General features: G+C 59.7%; 16 protein-coding genes. 2 read left to right on the plus strand and 14 right to left on the minus strand.

The annotated features are described in order from the left end of the window. Window positions 1-15: 15 nt before the first annotated feature. From yccS to RGU44_RS21990, 13 genes are all read right to left on the minus strand, one after another. On the minus strand, window positions 16-2,199 hold the full coding sequence (gene yccS, locus RGU44_RS21930; protein WP_322277923.1) for a YccS family putative transporter: 2,184 nt from the start codon (window positions 2,197-2,199) through the stop codon (window positions 16-18). A gap of 145 nt (window positions 2,200-2,344) precedes the next feature. Then, on the minus strand, window positions 2,345-3,523 hold the full coding sequence (locus tag RGU44_RS21935; RefSeq protein ID WP_322177496.1) for an NAD(P)/FAD-dependent oxidoreductase: 1,179 nt from the start codon (window positions 3,521-3,523) through the stop codon (window positions 2,345-2,347). Window positions 3,524-3,652: 129 nt separating this feature from the next. Further along, a complete protein-coding gene (gene dbpA / locus RGU44_RS21940) occupies window positions 3,653-5,032 on the minus strand; it encodes an ATP-dependent RNA helicase DbpA (protein WP_219064461.1) in 1,380 nt (459 codons plus the stop codon). A gap of 54 nt (window positions 5,033-5,086) precedes the next feature. Then, window positions 5,087-6,517 (minus strand): multidrug transporter subunit MdtD, encoded by a 1,431-nt coding sequence (gene mdtD / locus RGU44_RS21945; protein ID WP_322177497.1) that lies wholly within the window; start codon window positions 6,515-6,517, stop codon window positions 5,087-5,089. Window positions 6,518-6,524: 7 nt separating this feature from the next. After that, window positions 6,525-7,850 (minus strand): TldD/PmbA family protein, encoded by a 1,326-nt coding sequence (locus RGU44_RS21950; RefSeq protein ID WP_322182995.1) that lies wholly within the window; start codon window positions 7,848-7,850, stop codon window positions 6,525-6,527. An 8-nt stretch (window positions 7,851-7,858) separates the two neighbouring features. After that, window positions 7,859-9,301, minus strand: coding sequence for a TldD/PmbA family protein (locus tag RGU44_RS21955; RefSeq protein ID WP_322177498.1), 1,443 nt, complete (start codon window positions 9,299-9,301; stop codon window positions 7,859-7,861). 113 nt (window positions 9,302-9,414) lie between these two features. Next, entirely contained in the window at window positions 9,415-10,068 is a 654-nt protein-coding gene (locus RGU44_RS21960; protein WP_322177499.1) for an RraA family protein, read from the minus strand. 203 nt (window positions 10,069-10,271) lie between these two features. Beyond that, entirely contained in the window at window positions 10,272-11,975 is a 1,704-nt protein-coding gene (gene betA, locus RGU44_RS21965) for a choline dehydrogenase (RefSeq protein WP_322177500.1), read from the minus strand. A gap of 83 nt (window positions 11,976-12,058) precedes the next feature. Beyond that, window positions 12,059-13,531: a betaine-aldehyde dehydrogenase gene (gene betB / locus RGU44_RS21970; protein WP_322177501.1), complete on the minus strand. Its 1,473-nt coding sequence runs from the start codon at window positions 13,529-13,531 to the stop codon at window positions 12,059-12,061. Between the two features lie 108 nt (window positions 13,532-13,639). Continuing rightward, on the minus strand, window positions 13,640-14,233 hold the full coding sequence (gene betI / locus RGU44_RS21975; RefSeq protein WP_322177502.1) for a transcriptional regulator BetI: 594 nt from the start codon (window positions 14,231-14,233) through the stop codon (window positions 13,640-13,642). Window positions 14,234-14,423: 190 nt separating this feature from the next. Next, window positions 14,424-15,602, minus strand: coding sequence for a choline ABC transporter ATP-binding protein (gene choV / locus RGU44_RS21980; protein WP_322177503.1), 1,179 nt, complete (start codon window positions 15,600-15,602; stop codon window positions 14,424-14,426). Then, window positions 15,599-16,444: a choline ABC transporter permease subunit gene (choW, locus tag RGU44_RS21985; RefSeq protein ID WP_322177504.1), complete on the minus strand. Its 846-nt coding sequence runs from the start codon at window positions 16,442-16,444 to the stop codon at window positions 15,599-15,601. The genes choV and choW overlap by 4 nt, the downstream gene beginning before the upstream one ends. A 67-nt stretch (window positions 16,445-16,511) precedes the next feature. Beyond that, a complete protein-coding gene (locus RGU44_RS21990) occupies window positions 16,512-17,459 on the minus strand; it encodes a choline ABC transporter substrate-binding protein (RefSeq protein WP_322177505.1) in 948 nt (315 codons plus the stop codon). 476 nt (window positions 17,460-17,935) lie between these two features. On the opposite strand from RGU44_RS21990, the gene RGU44_RS21995 reads away from it, so the two are divergent. Beyond that, complete coding sequence (locus tag RGU44_RS21995) at window positions 17,936-19,312, plus strand: L-serine ammonia-lyase (protein ID WP_322177506.1); 1,377 nt, start codon at window positions 17,936-17,938, stop codon at window positions 19,310-19,312. Window positions 19,313-19,776: 464 nt separating this feature from the next. Next, on the plus strand, window positions 19,777-20,880 hold the full coding sequence (locus tag RGU44_RS22000) for a GlxA family transcriptional regulator (protein ID WP_322277924.1): 1,104 nt from the start codon (window positions 19,777-19,779) through the stop codon (window positions 20,878-20,880). A 41-nt stretch (window positions 20,881-20,921) separates the two neighbouring features. Here the strand turns inward: RGU44_RS22000 and RGU44_RS22005 are convergent, their stop codons facing one another. Next, window positions 20,922-21,188: a hypothetical protein gene (locus RGU44_RS22005; protein WP_322177508.1), complete on the minus strand. Its 267-nt coding sequence runs from the start codon at window positions 21,186-21,188 to the stop codon at window positions 20,922-20,924. Between the last annotated feature and the right edge of the window lie 100 nt (window positions 21,189-21,288).

Raw genomic sequence — 21,288 nt, forward strand, 5'->3', positions numbered from 1 at the left:
CTGTGTGAACAGGTTTCAGGCTTCTGTGGGCTCTTTGATCAAATGCGCAGCCAATGTTCGCAGCGGTCCCAATTGCCGGCCGATCAATGCGAGTTGGGTTTGCACCAATCGCTGGCTTTCGTCCATGTCATCGGGCATGTGCTCCAGATCGCTGGCCAGCGCTTCTTCGGCATCGCTCTGGATCGCTACCGGTTTTTTATTGGCCAGGCTTTGGGCGATTTCATCAATGCTCGCTGCCAGGCTTGCCGCAGCACCCTCAATCAAATGTTCGCGTACTTCGGCCGGCAACTGGGTTTCGCGGTGCGCGCCCAAGCCCGACAGGTAGCTGAGCAACGTGTGTGACAACACCAGAAAGCGAAAGCCCACGTCGGCTTCTTTGCGGAAGTGCCCCGGCTCCATCAGCATATTAGCCAAGGTGGTGGACAGTGCCGCATCGGCGTTGTGCGCGTTGCGCCGGGCCAGGCGGTACGTCAGGTCATCACTTTTGCCTTTGGCGTATTGCTGCATGATCTGGCGCAGGTAAATGCTGTTGCAGGTCAGGGTGTTCGCCAGCACTTTATTCAAGCGCCGCCCCTTCCAGTCCGGAAGGAACAGGAACACGGTCAGCCCGGCAATCAAGCTTCCAAGCAAGGTGTCGAACAACCGCGGAAGGAACAGTCCGTAACTGTCGCCTACCTGGTTGAAGCAGAACAACACCATCAAGGTGATTGCCGCCGTCGACAGGGTGTAGCGGGTGGTTCGGTTGACGAAGAACACCACACCAGCGACCACGGCGAACATTGCTTGAATCAGCGGGCTGGGGAATAGATCAAACAACGCCCATCCTGCAGTCAGGCCTATCGCCGTACCACTGATCCGTTGAACCAGTTTGCGCCGGGTTGCGCCGTAGTTGGGTTGGCAGACGAACAGCGTGGTCAGAATGATCCAGTAACCCTGGGTCGGGTGCACCAAGTGCACCATGCCGTAACCGATGCTCAACGCCAATGGCAGACGCAAGGCGTGGCGGAACAGCAGCGAGGTGGGGGTCATTTGCAGGCGCAAGCGATCCCACACGTCCTTGAATGTGTGGGGCGAACGGTCGAGCAGGCTGCTGTCTGTGGCGTCGGCCAGGCTGTCGGGATTGCTGGCATCCTTGATCAGTCGATCGAGTGTGCCCAGGTTCGCGGCCAGAGCGCGCAATGAGCGCAGGAGCCCACGCCATGCCGGGTTGTTCTGGGTGCGCAGGTACTCCAGCGAAGCGTGCAAGTCTTCCTGCGCGTGGGCAAAGCCCTCATCGTAGATGAATGGCTGACGCAACTGGATCGACTCCGACAGCAAGCGGCAGGCGACTCCCTGTTGGCGCAGCAAGCGCAAACAACGGAACAGTACATCACTGTGGAAGAACGCTTCGGCCAACGCGTTGTAGGGGTAATGCGACGAACTGGCGCGTTCGTGAATGTCCTGGGCGAGAAAGTACAGCTTCAGATAGCGACTGACCTTGGCGCCGGGCCGCCCATCGCCGACGCGGTGCAGAATGATTTCCTTGGCTGCATTCAGGGCCGCGACGACGCGACCGTTTTGCTGCGCCAGTTTCAGTCGGCGCGCTTCGATGTCGAGTTGCCGGATCGGCTCGAACAGTGTCGCCTTGAGTTCCAGATACAGCCCCAGCTCACGAAACAGTCGGGCCAGGCTTTGCTGCACAGGCTGATTGGAAAACAGCATTTGCCACAGCACCGACAGCAGCCCGTACCAGGCGGCGCCAGCGACCAGCAGCATGGGCTCGTGCCAGAAATCGTTGACCTCGCCCCCGCGCTGATCCACGCCGATCATGGTGTACACAGACAGAATCAGCGTGGCCGAAGCGATGGTGCCATACCGTTCGCCCAAGGCGCCGAGCATGGTCAGGCCAAAGGCGGCCAGCGCCAGCGCAAAGACAAAAATCAGGGGGTAGGGGAATAGCAGCTCGACGGCAAGTGACGCGACGCTGAAACACACCAGCGTCACTGCCAGCGCATTCAGGCGGCCCTGCCAGCTGTCATCGGTTTCGGCCAGGGCGCTGGCGATAATTCCCAGAAAAACCGGGGTCAGCAGGCCCATTTCATTTTGATACCAGCACAGCGCCATGCTGCCGGTTAGCGCAATAAACACCCGCATGCTGTAGCTGAACTTGTCCAGCGCCCACAAACGACGGAGCGTATGACGAAAGGAAGTCGATGACATAAGTGAGCTAACGGCCTTGTTCGCTGGTTTCTTTAAGCATTCAGCTAAATTCAGCTAAGTATGTACAGCGCCAATCGAGGGCTGTACATGAGCTTTAGCAAAATTTATTTCCTGGTCGATCTTTGCCGCTCACCGCGACACCCGGTCAGACGTATTGCGCGGCCGCATAGGCCGAGGCCCAGGCCCACTGGAAATTGAAACCGCCCAGATGCCCACTGACGTCCAGCACTTCGCCAATGAAATACAGCCCTGGCGATTTCAGCGACTCCATGGTCTTGGAAGACACTTCGCGGGTGTCTATTCCGCCGAGGGTCACTTCCGCCGTGCGATAGCCTTCGGTACCTGCGGGCACCACCTGCCAGCACGCGAGTTTTTCGGCGATATCGCTGAGTTCGCTCGGGGTGTACTGCTTCATCGGTTTGGAAACGAACCAGTGCTCGGCGAGCAGGTTGGCCATTTTCTTGGTGAAGATTTCGCCCAGCAGGGTTTTCAGTTCGCTGTTGGGCCGTTCGGCTTGTTGTTGCAGTAGCCAGCTTGGCACATCGTGGTCCGGCATCAGGTTGATGACGACCGTTTCGCCTGATTGCCAGAACGAAGATATCTGCAAAATCGCCGGCCCGCTGAGGCCGCGATGGGTGAACAGGATGTTTTCGCGAAAGCTTGTGTCGTTGCAGCTGACCAGGCAATCCACCGATGTACCGGACAACTCGGTGCACAGCGTTTTGAGTTGGTCGGTGATGGTGAACGGCACCAGCCCTGCACGGGTCGGCAGCAAGGTATGGCCGAACTGCTTGCCCACTTGATAACCGAAGCCGGTAGCCCCCAGCGTCGGGATCGACAGGCCGCCAGTGGCGACGACCAGCGACTGGCAATTCAACACGCCCGCCGTGGTGTTCAGGCTGTAACCGGTGTCGGTTTTTTCGATGTTCTGCACCGACGTGTCCAGATGCAGGCTGACGCCAGCCTGTTCGCATTCGTTGAGCAGCATGTCGAGGATGTCGCTGGATTTGTTATCACAAAATAACTGACCGAGTTTTTTCTCGTGGTACGCCACGCCATGCTTGGCCACCAGGGCGATGAAATCCCATTGGGTATAACGCGCCAGGGCGGATTTGCAGAAGTGCGGGTTTTGCGAGAGGAAGTTGTCAGGCTCGGTGTAGAGGTTGGTGAAATTGCAGCGCCCACCGCCAGACATGAGGATTTTCTTGCCAGCCTTGTTCGCGTGATCGATCAGCATCACCTTGCGCCCACGATTGGCGGCGGTCAGCGCGCACATCAAGCCTGCGGCGCCAGCGCCGATGATCACAACGTCAGTAACGGGCAAAGCAGAATCCTCAAAGAGCAGTTGAATCTTCGGTGTTTGATATGACGTCTTCGCGGATAAATCCGCTCCCACAATGTGAATGCGTTTCCCTGTGGGAGCGGATTTATCCGCGAAGCTTTTCGGCGGTTCTTACAAAATCCGCACGCGCAACGAGCGGCCTTTGATTTTGCCGTTGTTCAAGCGCTCCAGCGCTTGCATGGCCACGACGCTTTCGACGGCCACATACGCCTGGAAATCGAAAATGGCGATTTTACCGACCTGGGTGCCGGGAATTCCGGCATCGCCGGTCAAAGCGCCAAGAATATCGCCAGGGCGAACCTTATCCTTACGGCCCGCGCCGATCATCAGCGTGGTCATGGTCGGTTGCAGCGGTGCGCCGCCTTTGCTTTTCAGTTCGTCCAGTTGTTCCCACTTCAGCGGAGATCTCTGCACGTCTTCGATGGCTCGGGCACGGTGTGCTTCGGACGGTGCAACCAGGCTGATCGCCAGACCTTTCTCGCCGGCGCGACCGGTACGACCAACCCGGTGAATGTGCATTTCCGAGTCCCGTGCCAGTTCGACGTTGAGCACCATGTCCAGTGCGTCGATATCCAGACCACGCGCCGCGACATCGGTCGCAACCAGCACCGAGGTGCTGCGGTTGGCGAACATCGCCAGGACTTGATCCCGATCACGCTGTTCCAGGTCGCCGTGCAGGCCGACGGCGGAAATGCCTTTGGCGGTCAGGTGATCGACCACTTCCTGGCATTGCTGCTTGGTGAAGCAGAACGCGACGCAGGACTGAGGGCGGAAATGCCCGAGTACCTTCACCACGGCTTCAAGACGTTGCTCCGGGGTGATTTCGTAGAAGTGCTGCTCGATCTGGCTGTCCGCATGCAAGGCTTCGACCTTGACCGTTTGCGGCGTGCGCATGAACTTCGATGACAGCTGCTTGATACCGGTCGGGTAGGTCGCCGAAAACAGCAGGGTCTGACGCTTGGCCGGGGTCTGCTCGATGATGTTCTCGATCGAGTCGTAGAAACCCATGTCGAGCATACGGTCGGCTTCGTCGAGGATCAGCGTGTTCAGGCCGTCGAGGACCAGTGAGCCCTTGCGTAGGTGCTGCTGAATGCGTCCTGGGGTGCCGACGATGATGTGCGCGCCGTGTTCCAACGAGCCGATCTGTGGGCCGAACGGCACGCCGCCGCACAGGGTCAGGACCTTGATGTTGTCTTCGGAGCGCGCCAGACGGCGGATTTCCTTGGCCACCTGGTCGGCCAGCTCACGGGTTGGGCACAGCACCAACGCCTGGCAACCGAAGAAGCGCGGGTTGATCGGGTTGAGCAGGCCGATGCCGAACGCAGCGGTCTTGCCACTGCCGGTCTTGGCCTGGGCAATCAGGTCCATGCCCTTGAGAATCACCGGCAGGCTCTGTGCCTGAATCGGCGTCATCTCGGCATAACCAAGGGACTCCAGGTTAGCCAACATGGGTGCGGAAAGAGGCAGTGAGTTAAAAGCGGTGCTAGTCACGGGACGGGCCTGCAAAACAAAATGTCGCGCAGTGTATCAGGTCGCGGGCCAGCATTAATGCTCGATCTCTGGTTCCGGACGAGGAACACCCTGACTCCCCTTGGGCGGCAACTGCAAGAAAATCCCGGCGGCCAGCATCGACAGCACGCCAACACTGAGGAAGGTCATTTGGAACGCGCCCAACAGGCTGCTCACTTCGCCGCTGGTCACGTCGTCGGTAAAGCCGCCCAGCAACGCGGCGGCGCAGGCCACCCCAAGGCTCAAGGACAACTGCGCCACAACGGACAGCAGGCTGTTACCGCTGGCGGCGCTGGCGTCGTCGAGGTCGATCAGGGTCACGGCGTTCATCGCGGTGAACTGCAGTGAATTCACCGCGCCCATCAAGCCGAGATGGACCAGCAACACCCAATACTGAGTCTGTGCGTCGACCAGCGCCAGACTCGCCAGCAGTGCACCCAGCAGAAACGTGTTGCCGGTCAGCACCACACGGTAACCGAGGCGTTCAATCAGCGGGCGTGCCACCGGCTTGGTGAGCATGGCGGCGATGGCCAGCGGGATCATGCTCATCCCGGCCTTGGAGGGTGAATAACCGAGGGCCACTTGTAACAGTAGCGGTACCAGGAAGGGCAGGGCGCCGCTGCCCAGCCGGGAGAAAAGGTTGCCAAAAATCCCTACAGCGAAAGACCGGGTTCGGAACAGCGCTGGTGCGAACAAGGGGTAATCGATATTCCCGGCCCGCAGCCAGTAAGCCGCCAGACAGGCCATGCCGCCAAACAACAGCAGCACCACGCGCATGTGCGGCAGGTGAAGTTCGCCCAAGCCTTCCAGAGCGATGGTGATCAGCACCATCGACGCACCGAACAGCGCAAAGCCGACGCCATCGAAGCGTGTTCGGCCACCGCCTTGCAGGTCCGGCACGAGGGTTTTGACCGCGTAACAGCCGAGCAGTCCCACGGGCAGGTTGATCAGGAAAATCCAGTGCCAGCTCAGGTACTCAACGATCCAGCCACCCAGGGTAGGTCCCAGCAACGGGCCGAGCAGGCCGGGCACCGTGATGAAACTCATGATCCGCACCAGCTCTGAGCGGGGGTAGGCGCGCAACACAATCAAGCGGCCGATGGGCACCATCAACGCACCGCCCAGGCCCTGAACCACGCGTGCGGCCACCAGCATGCTCAGTGAGCTGGACAGCGCACACAGCAGTGAGCCCAGGCTGAACAACAGGATCGCGCCAAAGAAAATCCGCTTGATGCCGAACCGGTCCGCGATCCAGCCCGACGCTGGAATCAGCAAGGCCACGGTCAGCATGTACGCGATCACTACCGACTGCATGCGCAACGGGTCTTCGGCCAGGGAACGGGCCATGGCCGGCAACGCGGTGTTGAGGATCGTGCCGTCGAGGCTTTGCATGAAAAACGCAATCGCGACGACCCATGGCAGCCAGCGCAGGGTTCGAGCATCCAGAAACGGTGTGCTGTTCGGCATACGATCCTTAGAGCGTGAGGGTCAATCGGCTGATCAAGGCGCCCGGCAGCAGGCTTGAAGCTGTCTGGCGTTGATTGTAGGTGCTGGCGGACAGAATCAGTTCCCGCTCTCGGGTCAACGCTTCGAGGGCGGTACCCAGCAGGCTGTAGGCGCTGTCGTCGAAACGCATGGTGCTGACGGGCGCCTGAATCTTGCCATTCTCGACCCAGAACGTGGCGAAGCGGGTCATTCCGGTCAGGCGTGCGGCTGCCTGGTCGGAGAAGTTGAGGTACCAAAGGTTGCTGATATAGAGCCCGGTGCCGAGCTGTTCGAGTACCTGCTCCAGCTCCAGCGTACCTGCCGCCATGCTCAGTGCACTTGGCGATTCGCCTCCGCCAGCACCGTTGGCGGCCAGGCCATACTCTGCCGCGCTGCGCGAACCGACCAGTTGTTCTTGGGCGAGGCCCGCATTGATCAGCGGCAGATCCCGGCGCGGATACCCTTCTCCGGAGAACGCCGGTGACAGTGAGCCTGTCACCTGTTCGTCCAGACTCACTCGCGGGTTGAGCTGGGCGTCGCCGTTGTACAGCCGTTGCAGCGGGCTGGTCTTGCTGGCCAGCGCTTCTGCGGAAAAACCACCCCAGCACAACATGCCGATGATTTCATCGAGCGCGGCGGGGGCCAGATAGGCGCGGTATTGGCCGGGCGCCAGGGTGTGCAGGGGTTGATCGAGAAACTCAAGTTGCTCACACGCTTGCTGGAAGCGCCGGGCGAACGTCGCATCGTCCCAGTCGTGGCCCGCGTAGTTGGCTTTGACTGCCTGACCGTTGGCGTGGAACAGGCTCCAGTCGAAGTTGAAACTGTTGGCCTGATGCCAGCCCAGAGCACCCCATGAACTGGCGAAACCCCGGTACAGCGGGCCAGCGGCGTAAAAGCCCACCAGGTCCAGGCCTTCAGCCAGATCACTGATATGTTCAAGCACGCGGGCGGTGTCTGGCAGCGGCGGGTTCTGGCTGTTGCTGATCTGCCAGGCGTCGGTGTTGGGCAGCAGATAGGGATCCTGCGGTAGCAATACCAACGTTTCGCGCAATTGTTGCAGCGCCTCGGCCAAGCGTGCCTGATCGACCTGAGCATCGCCCGCCAAGGTCAGGTGCAGGTCTGCATGTCGGCCGTCATTGATCAATTTGACGTTCAGACTGGCCTGCTGCACATGCCCGGCCTGACGTACTTTGGCATGGTTGAAACGAATGAATTCCGAGGCTTCGGCGTTGTAGCCGAGGGTGAAAGCTTCCGTTCCGGTGATCGCGCTGCGCAGCCACTCGACCAGCGCTTCGAACTGCTGTTGCTGAGTCATCTGCGCCATCACGCATCCCCTCCGAAAACATCGACCTGGGAGAAGACACAGGCGGGTGAGGCATGGCCTACGCGGACCACCTGATTAGGTTCGCCTTTGCCACAGTTGGGTGTGCCCAGGACTTCAAAGGTACTGGCATCGCCAACAGCGCTGAGGTTGCGCCAGAAGTACGCGGAAATGGCCCGGTAGTTCGGGTTTTTTACCACGCCTTTGAGTTCGCCGTTTTCGATCAATTGACCCCATTCGCACCCGAACTGGAATTTATTGCGTGCGTCATCAATCGACCACGAGCGGTTGGTCGACATCAGGATGCCGTGCTCGATGCCGCCGATCAGCTGTTCCAGTGGTTGGTCTCCGGGCTCGATATTCAGATTGGCCATGCGGTCGATCGGCGGGCGGTTCCAGCTGCACGCGCGGCTGTTGGCGACCCCTTCCATGCCGGAGCGGTATTGCGACAACGCGCCGCCCAAGGGCCGAATCAGCAAGCCTTCGCGGATCAGGAACTCTTTGTTCGCTGGCGTGCCGTCGTCGTCATACGCGTAGCTGGCGAGCTGTTCGGGTATGTCCGGGTTAAAGGTCACGTTGAGCAGTTCCGAACCGTATTGCAGGCTGCCGAAGTCACTGGCTTTGACGAAGCTGGTGCCCGCGTAATTACGCTCGTCGCCGAGAATGCGGTCCAGTTCCAGCGGATGGCCGATTGATTCATGGATTTGCAGGATCATCTGGTCCGGCGTCAGCAGCAGATCACGCGGTCCCGACGGGGTGTTGGGGGCCATGATCAGTTGCAAGGCCTGATCGGCAACCTGCGCCGCCGCGCCAATCAGCCCGCAGTTGGCGATGACTTCGGCGCCGCCTTGCTGGCCAAAGTTGTCGCGGCCGAGGCTGCGGGTCTGGCTGTCCTGGCCGTCGTAAGCGGTGACGCTCATTCCCGGGTAGACGTAACGCTGGGCCTGACGAATCTCGGCACCGGCGCTGTTCAGGTAAATTTGCTCGACGTTCTCCAGGCCAAGGCTGACCTGCCAGCTCACCAGACGTTTGTCGGCGGGCACGGCGGCAGACTCGGCGCCGAGCAATTGGTAACACTCACTCAGCGATGGGAAGGCGTCGCTGAGGTTGGGCGAAAGATAATCGGCGCGGCTGATGGACACCGGCTGATCGCGAAGATCCAGAAGGGCGTGGGGTGCGAGAGCCAGAGCATGTTGCTCGGCTTTTTCCAGCGCGGTCTGTAGCCCCCGTTGCGAGACATCGTTAGTCGCGGCGTAGGCTTCGACGCCGTTGATCCGCACCGTCAACATCGCACCTTCGTCACGGCTCAGGTGCGGGGGCTCGGCGACGTTTTTGCGTACCGACAGGTGTTGGCTGGTTTGCCGGACGTAACGCAGCGAGAAAAATTCGGCGCGACTCTGCAAGGCGGCAAACCGCTGCTTGAGCTGAGCGGAGAAATCGAACATGCAGGGCGGCTCCTTTTTGCGGGCATCGCCGATGTATGAGCGCGCTTACCCGCGATCGACCGCATAGCGGTCGCAAAATAGCTGACAGGGTTATAGGTTCAGCCTGAACAGTTTTAAACCGGGCAACCCTTGCTGCGCAGAATTGCGTCGAAGCGTGCCGGGTCCAGCGTGCCGGCCTGGATCGCTTCCAGCGTGGCTTTTTCGCGCGCCAGCAGGTCGTGGCAGCGCACCAGCAGTTCGGCCAGTTCACTGCGGGCTGCGGCGACTACTCCATCACCGTCGCCGATCATCAAGTCGCCGGGCATTACCAGCATGCCCGCGCAGGAAATCGGTACGTTGATTTCGCCGCCACCGTCGGTACTCGGGCCACGGTGTACGCCACCGATGGCATAAGCCGGAAGCTCGCCGGTCTGCCACTCATCGAGGTCACGCAGGGCGCCGTTGATGACCACGCCGACGATGCCGGCCTTGAGTGCCATGGCGCGCATGATGCCGCCGAACACCGCGCGGGTCAGGTCGGCGCTGCCGTCGATGACCAGCACATCGCCGGGACGGGCCATTTGCATGGCTTTGAGGATCATCAGGTTATCGCCAGGACGAACGCGCACGGTCAGGGCGCTGCCGAGCATGGGAGTATTACCGTGGAACGCTTTGAGCCCCAGACCGCCGACATTGCGGCCCAGGCAGTCGCTGACCGCTGCGGCGGGAATCTTGCTGAAGGCTTGCAGCCATTTCGGGTCGAGGGGTTCAGCGTTTGGGTTGATCATATAGCCCGTGGGCCATAAGCTCGAAGACACTACATCAAACATAGAAAAAGCCTCGTGGCCAGTCGGGGCTGGCGCGTCGATTGAAGCAGGGGGTTGATCGTTTGCGTGGCAATAGATTAGGCCTGCGCACAGGTCGGGATCAAGTGCGGTCAGGTGCAGGAAGGGTTTGACGCGGTGTGCGGGACACACCGCGTCAGTCAGGCTTACTGTGCCGTACGGCTGACTTCACGCAGCGGTTTGCCGCGTGCAGGCTTGTCGCCGGCCACATAGTAGACAGCCGTGCTGCGGGGCAGGGGAGACCGGCCACGGATTTTATCGGCGATTTTTTCGGCGATCATGATCGTGGGTGCGTTGAGGTTGCCGGTGGTGATCAGCGGCATGATCGACGCGTCGACCACACGCAAACCCTGCACCCCATGCACGCGACCTTCACCATCGACCACGGCCAATTCGTCGGTGCCCATCTTGCACGAGCAGGAGGGGTGGAACGCGGTTTCGGCATGTTCACGCACGAACTGATCGAGTTGCTCATCCGTCTGCACGTCGATGCCCGGGCTGATTTCACGGCCACGGTACGGGTCCAGCGCTGGCTGCTGCATGATTTCCCGGGTCAGGCGGATGCCGTCGCGGAATTCCTGCCAGTCCTGCTCGGTGGCCATGTAGTTGAAAAGGATGCTCGGGTATTCGCGCGGGTTTTTGGATTTCAACTGCACGCGACCACGGCTCGGCGAACGCATGGAACCGACGTGCGCCTGGAAGCCATGTTCTTTCACGCCGTTGCTGCCGTTGTAGTTAATCGCGACCGGCAGGAAATGGTACTGAATGTTCGGCCACTCGAATTCTTCACGCGAGCGAATGAAACCGCCGGCTTCGAACTGGTTGCTGGCGCCGATGCCGGTACCCAGGAACATCCACTCTGCGCCAATGGCCGGCTGGTTCCACCACAACAGCGAGGGGTACAGCGAAACCGGCTGGGTGCAGGCGTACTGCAGGTACATTTCCAGGTGGTCCTGGAGGTTCTGGCCCACGCCTGGCAGGTCGTGAACCACAGGGATGTCCAGGCTCTCGAGCAGTGCGGCCGGGCCGACGCCGGAGCGCTGCAGAATCTGCGGCGAACCGATGGCGCCGCTGCACAGCAACACTTCTTTGCGCGCTTTGGCTTCGATACGGGTATCGCTGTCGCCGACCATGTAAGACACGCCGACTGCGCGCTTGCCATCGAACAGAATCCGGTCGGTCAGGGCGTGGGTGACGATGGTCAGGGTCGAGCGATTTTTGGCTTGATCGAGGTAACCGCGAGCGGTGCTGGCGCGACGGCCATTGGGCGTCACGGTACGGTCCATCGGGCCGAAACCTTCCTGCTGATAACCGTTCAGGTCGTCGGTACGCGGGTAACCAGCTTGCACACCGGCTTCGACCATGGCGTGGAACAGGGGGTTGTTACCGGCTTTAGGTGTGGCCACGCTGACCGGGCCGTCGCCACCGTGGTAGTCGTTCGGGCCGATATCACGGGTTTCCGCCTTGCGGAAATACGGCAGGCAGTCGAGGTAACTCCAGTCTTCCAGGCCTGGGGTTTTCGACCAGCCGTCGTAGTCCATGGCGTTACCACGGATGTAGCACATGCCATTGATCAGCGAAGAGCCACCCAGGCCCTTGCCACGACCACATTCCATGCGGCGGTTGTCCATGTGCGGTTCTGGATCGGTTTCGTACGCCCAGTTGTAGCGACGGCCCTGAAGCGGGAAGGCCAGGGCAGCAGGCATTTGGGTACGGAAGTCGAAGCGATAGTCCGGGCCGCCCGCTTCGAGCAGCAGCACGGTGACGCCGGGGTCTTCAGTCAGACGGGCCGCCAGGGTGTTACCGGCAGAGCCGGCCCCGATGATGATGTAATCGAATGCTTGGGACATTAAATGCACCCTCTGTTAATGGGCGGGGGTGTGTCAGATGTGCCGCCTTCGCGAATGTATTCGCGAAGGCGGCCAGTGGGATGTCAGAACACCGACGCGTAATCGCCCAGTTCAACTTGTACGGACTTGATGCGGGTGTACTGCGCCAGCGAGCTGATGCCGTTTTCACGACCTACGCCCGACTGCTTGTAGCCACCGACCGGCATTTCTGCGGCTGACTCGCCCCAGGCATTGATCCAGCAGATACCGGCTTCGAGCTGGTGAATGACGCGGTGGGCGCGGTTCAGGTCTTTGGTGACGACCCCGGCGGCCAGACCGAATTCAGTATCGTTGGCGCGGCGGATTACTTCTTCCTCGGTGTCGTAGCTGAGGATGCTCATGACCGGGCCAAAGATTTCTTCGCGGACGATGGTCATCTCGTCGGTGCAATCAGTGAATACGGTGGCTGAAACGAATGCGCCTTTAGCCAATTCACCTTCAGTCAACCGTTCGCCGCCGCACAGCAGACGAGCGCCTTCTGCTTTGCCTTTGGCGATGTAGCCCAGCACGCTTTCCATGTGGGCGAAGCTCACCAGCGGGCCGAAGTTGGTGTTTTCATCCTGCGGGCTGCCGACCCGGATGCGCTTGACGCGCTCGAGGATCTTGGCTTCGAAGGCGGTTTTCAATGCGCTCGGTACGAACACCCGAGTACCGTTGGTGCACACCTGACCGGAACTGTAGAAGTTGGCCATCATCGCGATGTCGGCCGCACGGTCCAGGTCGGCATCGTCGAAAATGATCAGCGGCGACTTGCCGCCCAGTTCCATGGTCACGTCTTTGAGCGACGAACTCGACGCACTGGCCATGACTTTCTTGCCCGTGTCAGTACCCCCCGTGAACGAAATCTTTTCGATGCGCGGGTGTTCGGTCAGCCAGGTGCCCACTTCACGGCCACTGCCGGTCAGCACGTTGAATACGCCATCCGGAACACCGGCTTCGGTATAGATTTCGGCCAGCTTCAGGGTGGTCAGTGACGTGACTTCGCTGGGTTTGAAGATCATCGCGTTGCCGGCCGCCAAGGCTGGGGCGGACTTCCACAGAGCGATCTGGATTGGGTAGTTCCAGGCGCCGATACCGGCGACTACACCCAGCGGCTCGCGGCGGGTGTAGACAAACGAAGAGGTGCGCAGCGGGATTTGCTCGCCTTCGATGGCCGGGACCAGGCCTGCGTAATATTCCAGGACGTCGGCGCCGGTGACGATGTCGACGTAACGGGTTTCGGAAATCGATTTCCCGGTGTCCAGGGTTTCCAGGTCGGCCAGTTGATCATTGCGCTCACGCAAAATATCCACCGCCCGACGCAAAATGCGCGAGCGCTGCATGGCCGTCATCGCGGCCCAGATTTTCTGACCTTTTTCGGCACTTGCCACGGCGCGTTCGACGTCTTCTTTGGTCGCGCGCTGTACGGTGGCAAGGACTTCGCCGTTAGCCGGGTTGATGGATTCGAAAGTGGCATCGCCACTGGCGTCGACGTAACCGCCGTCGATGTAGAGTTTTTGCAGTTCGAAACGGGCCATAGTGTCCTCGCAAGTGCGGTGTGGTTTGGCGCTCACCACTGATCTGGTGCCATCTGGTTGTGGCAACGCGAGTCAGTGGTAGTTCAGGGGCTGATGCGGTTGTGCGTTCTAGCTCGCCTGCTTCGCCAGTTGCTGGTCCATGTATTCGTAAGCGATCTGTTGCGCCTGCTCGGTGTCGAAAGCATCTCCCGACAGCGCGCCGCGCAACCATAATCCGTCGATCAAAGCCGCCAGGCCGCGGGCTGCACTGCGCGCTTGAGGCTGTGGCAGTACCCGGCGGAACTGGCAGCACAGGTTTGAATACAGACGGTGATCGTTGATCCGCTGCAACCTGTGCAATGAAGGCTGGTGCATGCTGGCGGCCCAAAAGGCCAACCAGGTTTTCATCGCCGGGCCGTTGACCTGGCTGGCGTCGAAGTTGCCCTCGACAATCACCTGAAGGTGCGCCCGTGGGCTGTTATCGCTGAGTGCCATGCGGCGCTCGCTGACGTTCACGATCAGGGCATTCATCAGATGGCGCATGGTCGCTGCGATCAGGCCATTCTTGTCTTTGAAGTAGTGGCTGATGATGCCGTTCGACACACCGGCCAATCGTGCGATCAGCGCGATGCTGGCGTCGCCCATCCCAACCTGATCGACCGCCTCTAGCGTGGCCTGGATCAACTGTTGACGGCGGATGGGTTGCATACCGACCTTTGGCATTTCAAGCATCTCCTTAGGTCGCCAAGTGATCATGTTTTGATCGATTCGGCGGTGAAGCAGTCTATTTTGTTTTAATTGAACGTTCAATCAATAAAAAATAACGGCTACGACTATGGGGTGATGTTCTTGATGTTCGGGTTATGAAAGGAGAAAAAATGTGGGAGCCGGCTCGCCCGCTCCCACAGTGGAGTCAGCCCAAATTCTTCCCGAGTAATGCGTGGTACAACTCGCTGTCGCCGAGGATGCCGACCACGCGGTTGCCTTCTTGCAGGACCAGCTTGTTGCCAGTCTGATAGCGGATTTGCAGCGCGTCGCGCATGCCGATGTCTGAATGCACCAGCGTCGGACGACGGTGCAGCCCTTCCATGGGTTGCCCGGGCGTCCAGTTTTGCAGGTCGAGGTTGGCTGCGCCTTGGCGAGCACCCTTGATGGTGTTGCCTTCCGCGAGACCAATCCACGAGTCCCCGCTCGGGTCGAGGCAGATCTCGCCGTTGACGCGGGTGCAGTTATCCACGGTGCGCATCAAGCTACGGCCGCACAAGACGTTGAGCGGGTTGGTATGGGCGACGAACGTGCGCACATACTCATCAGCTGGATTAAGGACGATTTCTTCGGGCACGCTGTACTGGACGATCCGACCGTCTTTCATGATCGCGATCCGACTGCCGAGCTTGAGCGCTTCATCAAGGTCGTGGCTTACGAATACGATGGTTTTGTTCAGCTTGCTTTGCAGCTCCAGCAGCTCGTCCTGCAAGCCCTGGCGAATCAGTGGGTCGAGGGCCGAGAAGGGTTCGTCCATCAGCAGAATGTCGGCGTCCATCGCCAGTGCACGCGCCAGGCCGACACGCTGTTGCATGCCCCCGGAAAGCTCATCGGGTTTTTTATTGCGCCACTGGGTCAGGCCCACCAGCTCAAGTTTTTCATCCACCAGCTTGTGACGTTCTTTTTCGGGACGCCCCTGCATCTCGAGACCGAAGCTGATGTTCTCGCGCACCGTCAGCCACGGCATCAGGGCGAATTTCTGGAAGACCATGGCGATACGCTTGGTGCGCATCAGTTTCAATTCGGCCGGTGTACACGACGCGATATTGATTTGCGCGCCTTCGTGTTCGACGAACAATGCGCCACGGCTGACAGTGTTCAAACCGTTGATACACCGCAACAGACTAGATTTACCTGAACCGGAAAGGCCCATCAGCACGCAGATTTCGCCTTTCTCGACATCTAGGCTGGCTTTTTCTACACCGACGATCTGGCCGGTCTTCTTCAGGATCTGATCACGCGTGAGGCCTTGGTCCAGCAATTTCAGGGCCTCACGCGGGTCTTTGGCGAAGACAACGTCTACGTTGTCGAAGCGGATTATGCTCATGCGTCACCCCTTACCTGTGCGTCAGGCTGTTTGCAGATACGGTCGAGCATGATCGCCAGCAGTACGATCGCCAGGCCTGCTTCGAAGCCCAGGGCGATATCGGCAGTGTTCAATGCGTTGACCACGGGTTTACCCAAGCCGTCAGCGCCTACCAGTGCCGCGATCACAACCATCGATAACGACAACATGATGCATTGGGTGATACCGGCTGCGATGCTCGGCATGGCATAGGGCAATTCAATGCGCGAGAGCAATTGACGGCGCGAGCAGCCGAAGGCCTTGCCGGCGTCCATCAACTCTTGCGGTACATCGCGGATACCCAGATAAGTCAGGCGGATAGGCGCGGCAATCGCGAACACCACCGTGGAAATCAGGCCGGGTACCACACCCAGACCGAACAGAGTCAGGGTAGGAATGAGGTAAACGAAGGTCGGTACAGTCTGCATCAGATCGAGGACCGGTCGCATGATGGTATAGAACATCGGTTTGTGCGCTGCGACGATGCCTAGCGGTACGCCAATCAGCACGCAGACGAAGGTAGCGAACAGCACCTGGGCGAGGGTTTCCATGGTTTCCTGCCAGTAACCCAGGTTGAGGATCAGCAGGAAGGAGAGGATGACAAACGCGGTCAGGCCCCATTTACGCTGGATAAAGTGCGCGAGTAGAGCAATCAGGCCGATCAATGCCAGCGGATTGAACCAAGTCAGCGCGAACGTCACGCCGTGGATCATCGTTTCCAGTGTCGAAGCGATCAAATCGAAATAGTTGGCACCGTGTTTAGTCAACCATTCGACGAAGGCAGCGATGTACTGGCCTAGAGGGATTTTGTGATCAGTCAGCATGGTATTGAACGTCCGCATGCGGGGGAATATTTACAACTGCAGGCGGGCGAACCCGCCTGCACTCGGGTTACTGGGTCAGTTTGGCCTTAGCGGCCTCCAGGCCTGGTTTACCGTCAATGGTGGTCACGCCAGCGAGCCAGGTATCAAGGATCTGTGGGTTTTTCTTCAGCCAGGCTTTGGCTGCTACATCAGGCTTCATTTTGTCGTCCAGGACGTTGCCCATCAGCGAGCTTTCCATGTTCAAGGTGAACGACAGGTTTTTCAGCAACTGACCCACGTTGCTGCACTCCTGGGTGTAGCCCTTGCGGGTGTTGGTGTAGATGGTGGCCTGACCGAAGTTCGGACCGAAGTAGTCGTCGCCACCTGTCAGGTACTTCATCTTGAAGCGAGTGTTCATTGGGTGCGGTTCCCAGCCGAGGAAGACCACGTCAGTGTTGCGACGCGAGGCGCGATCCACTTGGGACAGCATGCCGGCTTCACTGGACTCGACCACTTTGAAGCCCGCGGCCTTTAGGCCGAACGCGTCCTTGTCGATCATGGACTGGATCAGGCGGTTGCCATCGTTACCCGGTTCGATGCCGTAGATCTTGCCGTCGAGTTCCTTCTTGAATTTGGCGATGTCGGCGAAGTCATGCAGGCCTTTGTCGTAAAGCGCCTGAGGAACGGCCAGGGTGTACTTGGCGTTTTCCAGGTTAGGACGAACGGTTTCCACGGTGCCGGCATCACGATAAGCCTTGATGTCGTTCTCCATGGTCGGCATCCAGTTGCCGAGGAACACGTCCATGTTCTTGCCGTCGGCCAGTGACTTGTAGGTCACGGGTACGGAAATCATGGTGGTTTTAGTTTTGTAACCGAGCGACTCAAGCACGGCGCTGGTTACTGCGGTGGTCACGGTGATGTCGGTCCAGCCGACATCGGAGAAGTTAACGGTCGCGCACTGCGCCGGTTCTGCAGCTTGCGCCAACAGCGGCAGACTCAGCGCAACGGCCAACAGCAACGTTTGGGAACCTTTCATCGATGGACTCCTGGGTGTTTTCTTCTCGTCATCAGCCGAAGGGGCTGATGCGGTTTGTGTGTTGCAGCTGAATGGCGAGGCGTGTCACGCAACAGCTCTACCGCTGCGCCTGGCAATCGAGTCGAGACTGATCATGTAACAGTGAAAAACAAACGCCTACAGGGGGCGTCGCATCCAGTACACACAGGGTCGTATCCAGTGTCGGCAACGTCGCTTACAGATTTTTTAGCCGGCAAAAAGGTACTTTCAGGTGTCGATACGGCATCTTGATGTTCAGATCAGTCGCAAACCGTCATGCCGGGATGCTCTCCATCGGCGGCGACGTTAGTGAGTATGGGTACGTCGGTGTCAGACGCCGTACGCCGCGATAAAAGCCTGATGATGCGCCCATCTCGGCGGATAGCAGCTTCAGCGTAGCAGCTCCGTCACCGGGCGCTTTTGGCGTCGGGAGTCTCGACTACAGAGGGTTTGCGGTAATGGCTATCAGTGTGTTCGACCTGTTCAAGATCGGTATCGGTCCCTCCAGTTCACACACCGTGGGGCCCATGCGCGCCGCGGCGCTTTTTGTTCAAGGGCTGCGCGAGCGTGAGCAATTGGCCCAGGTCGGCAGGGTTGAGGTGCGGCTATATGGGTCGCTGTCGGCCACCGGTATCGGCCATGGCAGCGACAATGCGGTGATCATGGGGTTGATGGGCGAATGGCCGGATGCTATCGACCCGTCGCAGATCGGGCTGCGCATCGCCACCCTGAAGGAAACCGACACGCTGCTATTGGACAGTGCCTTGCCCATCCCGTTCCAGTGGCAGCGCGACATGCGGCTCATTGATGAAAACCTGCCGTTCCATCCCAACGCCATGACCCTGATTGCCGAAGGCGCTGACGGAGAGCTGCACCGAGACACGTATTACTCGGTCGGTGGTGGTTTTGTGGTGGATGAAGCCCAGGCTGCAAGCGGCGTGCTGGACATGGACCGAACGGTGTTGCCGTACGATTTCTCCAGCGCTGCCGAGCTGCTTGGCCTGTGCCGGCAGCATGGCTTGCGCGTGTCCGAGCTGATGATGGCTAACGAAAAGGTCTGGCGCAGCGAAGAAGAAATCCGCACCGGACTGATGCGTTTATGGCGCGCCATGCAGGACTGTGTCGAAGAGGGCCTTAAGCACGAAGGCATTCTGCCCGGCGGTTTGAATGTGCGCCGTCGCGCTGCGCGTTTGCATCGCAGCCTGTTGGAGTTAGGCAAGCCTAACGTGATCGGCTCGACCCTCAGCGCCATGGAGTGGGTCAACCTGTTCGCCCTGGCCGTCAACGAAGAGAACGCCGCCGGCGGGCGCATGGTCACGGCCCCCACCAATGGCGCGGCGGGGATTATTCCGGCGGTGTTGCATTACTTCGTCAAGTTCAGCGAGGAAGTCAGCGAGGCCAATGTGGTCGACTACTTCCTGGCGGCCGCAGCGGTGGGCATTCTCTGCAAGAAGAACGCATCGATCTCGGGTGCCGAGGTCGGTTGCCAGGGCGAAGTGGGTTCGGCCTGCGCCATGGCGGCGGCGGGGTTGGCGGACATTCTCGGCGCTACCCCGGAGCAATTGTGCAACGCGGCGGAAATCGGACTGGAACATAACCTGGGGCTGACCTGCGATCCGGTCGGCGGGCTGGTGCAGGTGCCGTGCATCGAACGCAACGCCATCGCGGCGGTGAAGGCGATCAATGCTGCGCAGATGGCTTTGCGGGGCGACGGTCAGCACTTTATCTCGCTGGATCGGGTGATCCGGACCATGCGTGATACGGGCGCTGACATGCATGACAAATACAAGGAAACCTCGCGCGGCGGGTTGGCGGTCAGCGCCATTGAGTGTTGAGACACCATCTGCGGCGAGCCCAAATCCTGCAGGCGCGGGCTTGACGGGTTAGCCAGGCAGACTGCCATCGCGGCGGGACGCGTAGTTATAGGCTTGCTCCTTCAATGGGCACTGTCCGTCTGCACCGCCACCTTTTAGCGCGCGGCACTTTGAGCACCTACCGCTGGTCGGTTCGTGCACTGCAGTGACACTCCTTTAGTCTAGGTCGGTACGCACTTCACACAAGTGCTACCGAAGTGCTCAACCTCCCGAATCAGCCCGCAGCATAAGGCGTCTGCGACGTATAACCCCTCTAGTCGTGGGTCCTTATATAGACGCATCACGACGTCGTTTTCAGGTTTTATTGAATGGCCATTCAACTTTAGGCATGGCATTTGCGTTGTCATCACAAAGCCCTCATCGCATGGGCAATAACAAGAGCCTCGCCTGAGGCCATCAATCGCTTTGTGTGAGGAGATACCGTGATGACTTCGTTCAACTCCGGGGCCCAACCCCAGAACCGCGCGCCGCAATCCATCGGCTTTCTGCTGTTGGATAATTTCACGCTGATTTCCCTCGCCTCGGCGGTTGAGCCGCTGCGAATGGCCAACCAGCTGTCTGGTCGTGAGCTGTATCGCTGGACCACCCTGAGCGCCGACGGTGGGCAAGTCTGGGCCAGCGATGGTCTGCAAATCACCCCTGACGCCTCCATGCACAAAGCCCCCGTCCTGGACACCGTGATTGTGTGCGGCGGCGTGGGCATCCAGCGCACCGTGACCCGCGAGCACGTCAGTTGGCTGCAAAGCCAGGCGCGCCAATCGCGTCGTCTGGGCGCTGTCTGCACCGGTAGTTGGGCCTTGGCCTGTGCCGGCCTGCTTGACGGTTTCGATTGCAGCGTGCACTGGGAATGCCTGGCCGCGATGCAGGAAGCTTTCCCGCGTGTGGCCATGAGCACCCGCTTGTTTACCCTCGACCGTAACCGCTTCACCAGCTCTGGCGGCACTGCGCCGCTGGACATGATGCTGCACTTGATCAGCCGCGATCACGGTCGCGAACTGTCGGCAGCGATTTCCGAGATGTTCGTCTACGAGCGCATTCGCAACGAGCAGGATCACCAGCGTGTGCCGCTCAAGCACATGCTCGGCACCAATCAGCCGAAACTGCAGGAAATCGTTGCGTTGATGGAGGCCAACCTGGAAGAGCCTATCGACTTGGACGAGCTGGCAGTGTATGTCACCGTTTCCCGGCGTCAGCTAGAGCGGCTGTTCCAGAAATACCTGCACTGCTCACCGTCGCGCTATTACCTCAAGCTGCGCTTGATCCGCGCCCGGCAACTGCTCAAGCAGACGCCAATGTCGATCATCGAAGTGGCGTCGGTGTGTGGCTTCGTGTCCACGCCGCACTTCTCCAAGTGCTACCGTGAATACTTCGGCATTCCGCCGCGTGACGAACGCGTCGGCTCCAACACCGCGCAGCAAGTCGCAATGATGCCAATCCCGCAATCACTGGTACTGGCGCCGCTGTCCGGTCCGCTGTCGGCGCTGAGCCAGGCGCGTAATGAATCGACATTTGCGAGTGTGCGGTTGTAAGACGAGCTAGTACTCCCCTGTAGGAGCCAACGTGTTGGCTCCTACAGGGGATGGTTATTTTTTTTGTATACCGCCAACGCTGGCAACAATTGCTGATCAATTGCCTGGCGCACTGCTGGCAAGATCGTCGCGCTGCCGGTGAGTATTTGTTCGATCATTCTGCGTAACGCCGTGGCGCGGGCTTCGGTCAGGCCGCATACCGCTTGGGTGCAGGCTTGTTCGGCGGTGGCGCCAGGGGGCATGTCGAAACCCAAGGCCCTGAGTTGGCTGAGCAGGTCTTCTTGGTCAATCAAATCCGCATGCATCATGTCGTCCACTCCTTTTATTCGGTATGGGTTGATTCTCGTTGCGCCCGTACGTGGCGGCAAGACCCTGCGAGGGCAATGGCCGGCATTCCTATGAACAGGT

This window comes from Pseudomonas sp. 5C2 (assembly GCF_034314155.1).
GTDB lineage: Bacteria > Pseudomonadota > Gammaproteobacteria > Pseudomonadales > Pseudomonadaceae > Aquipseudomonas.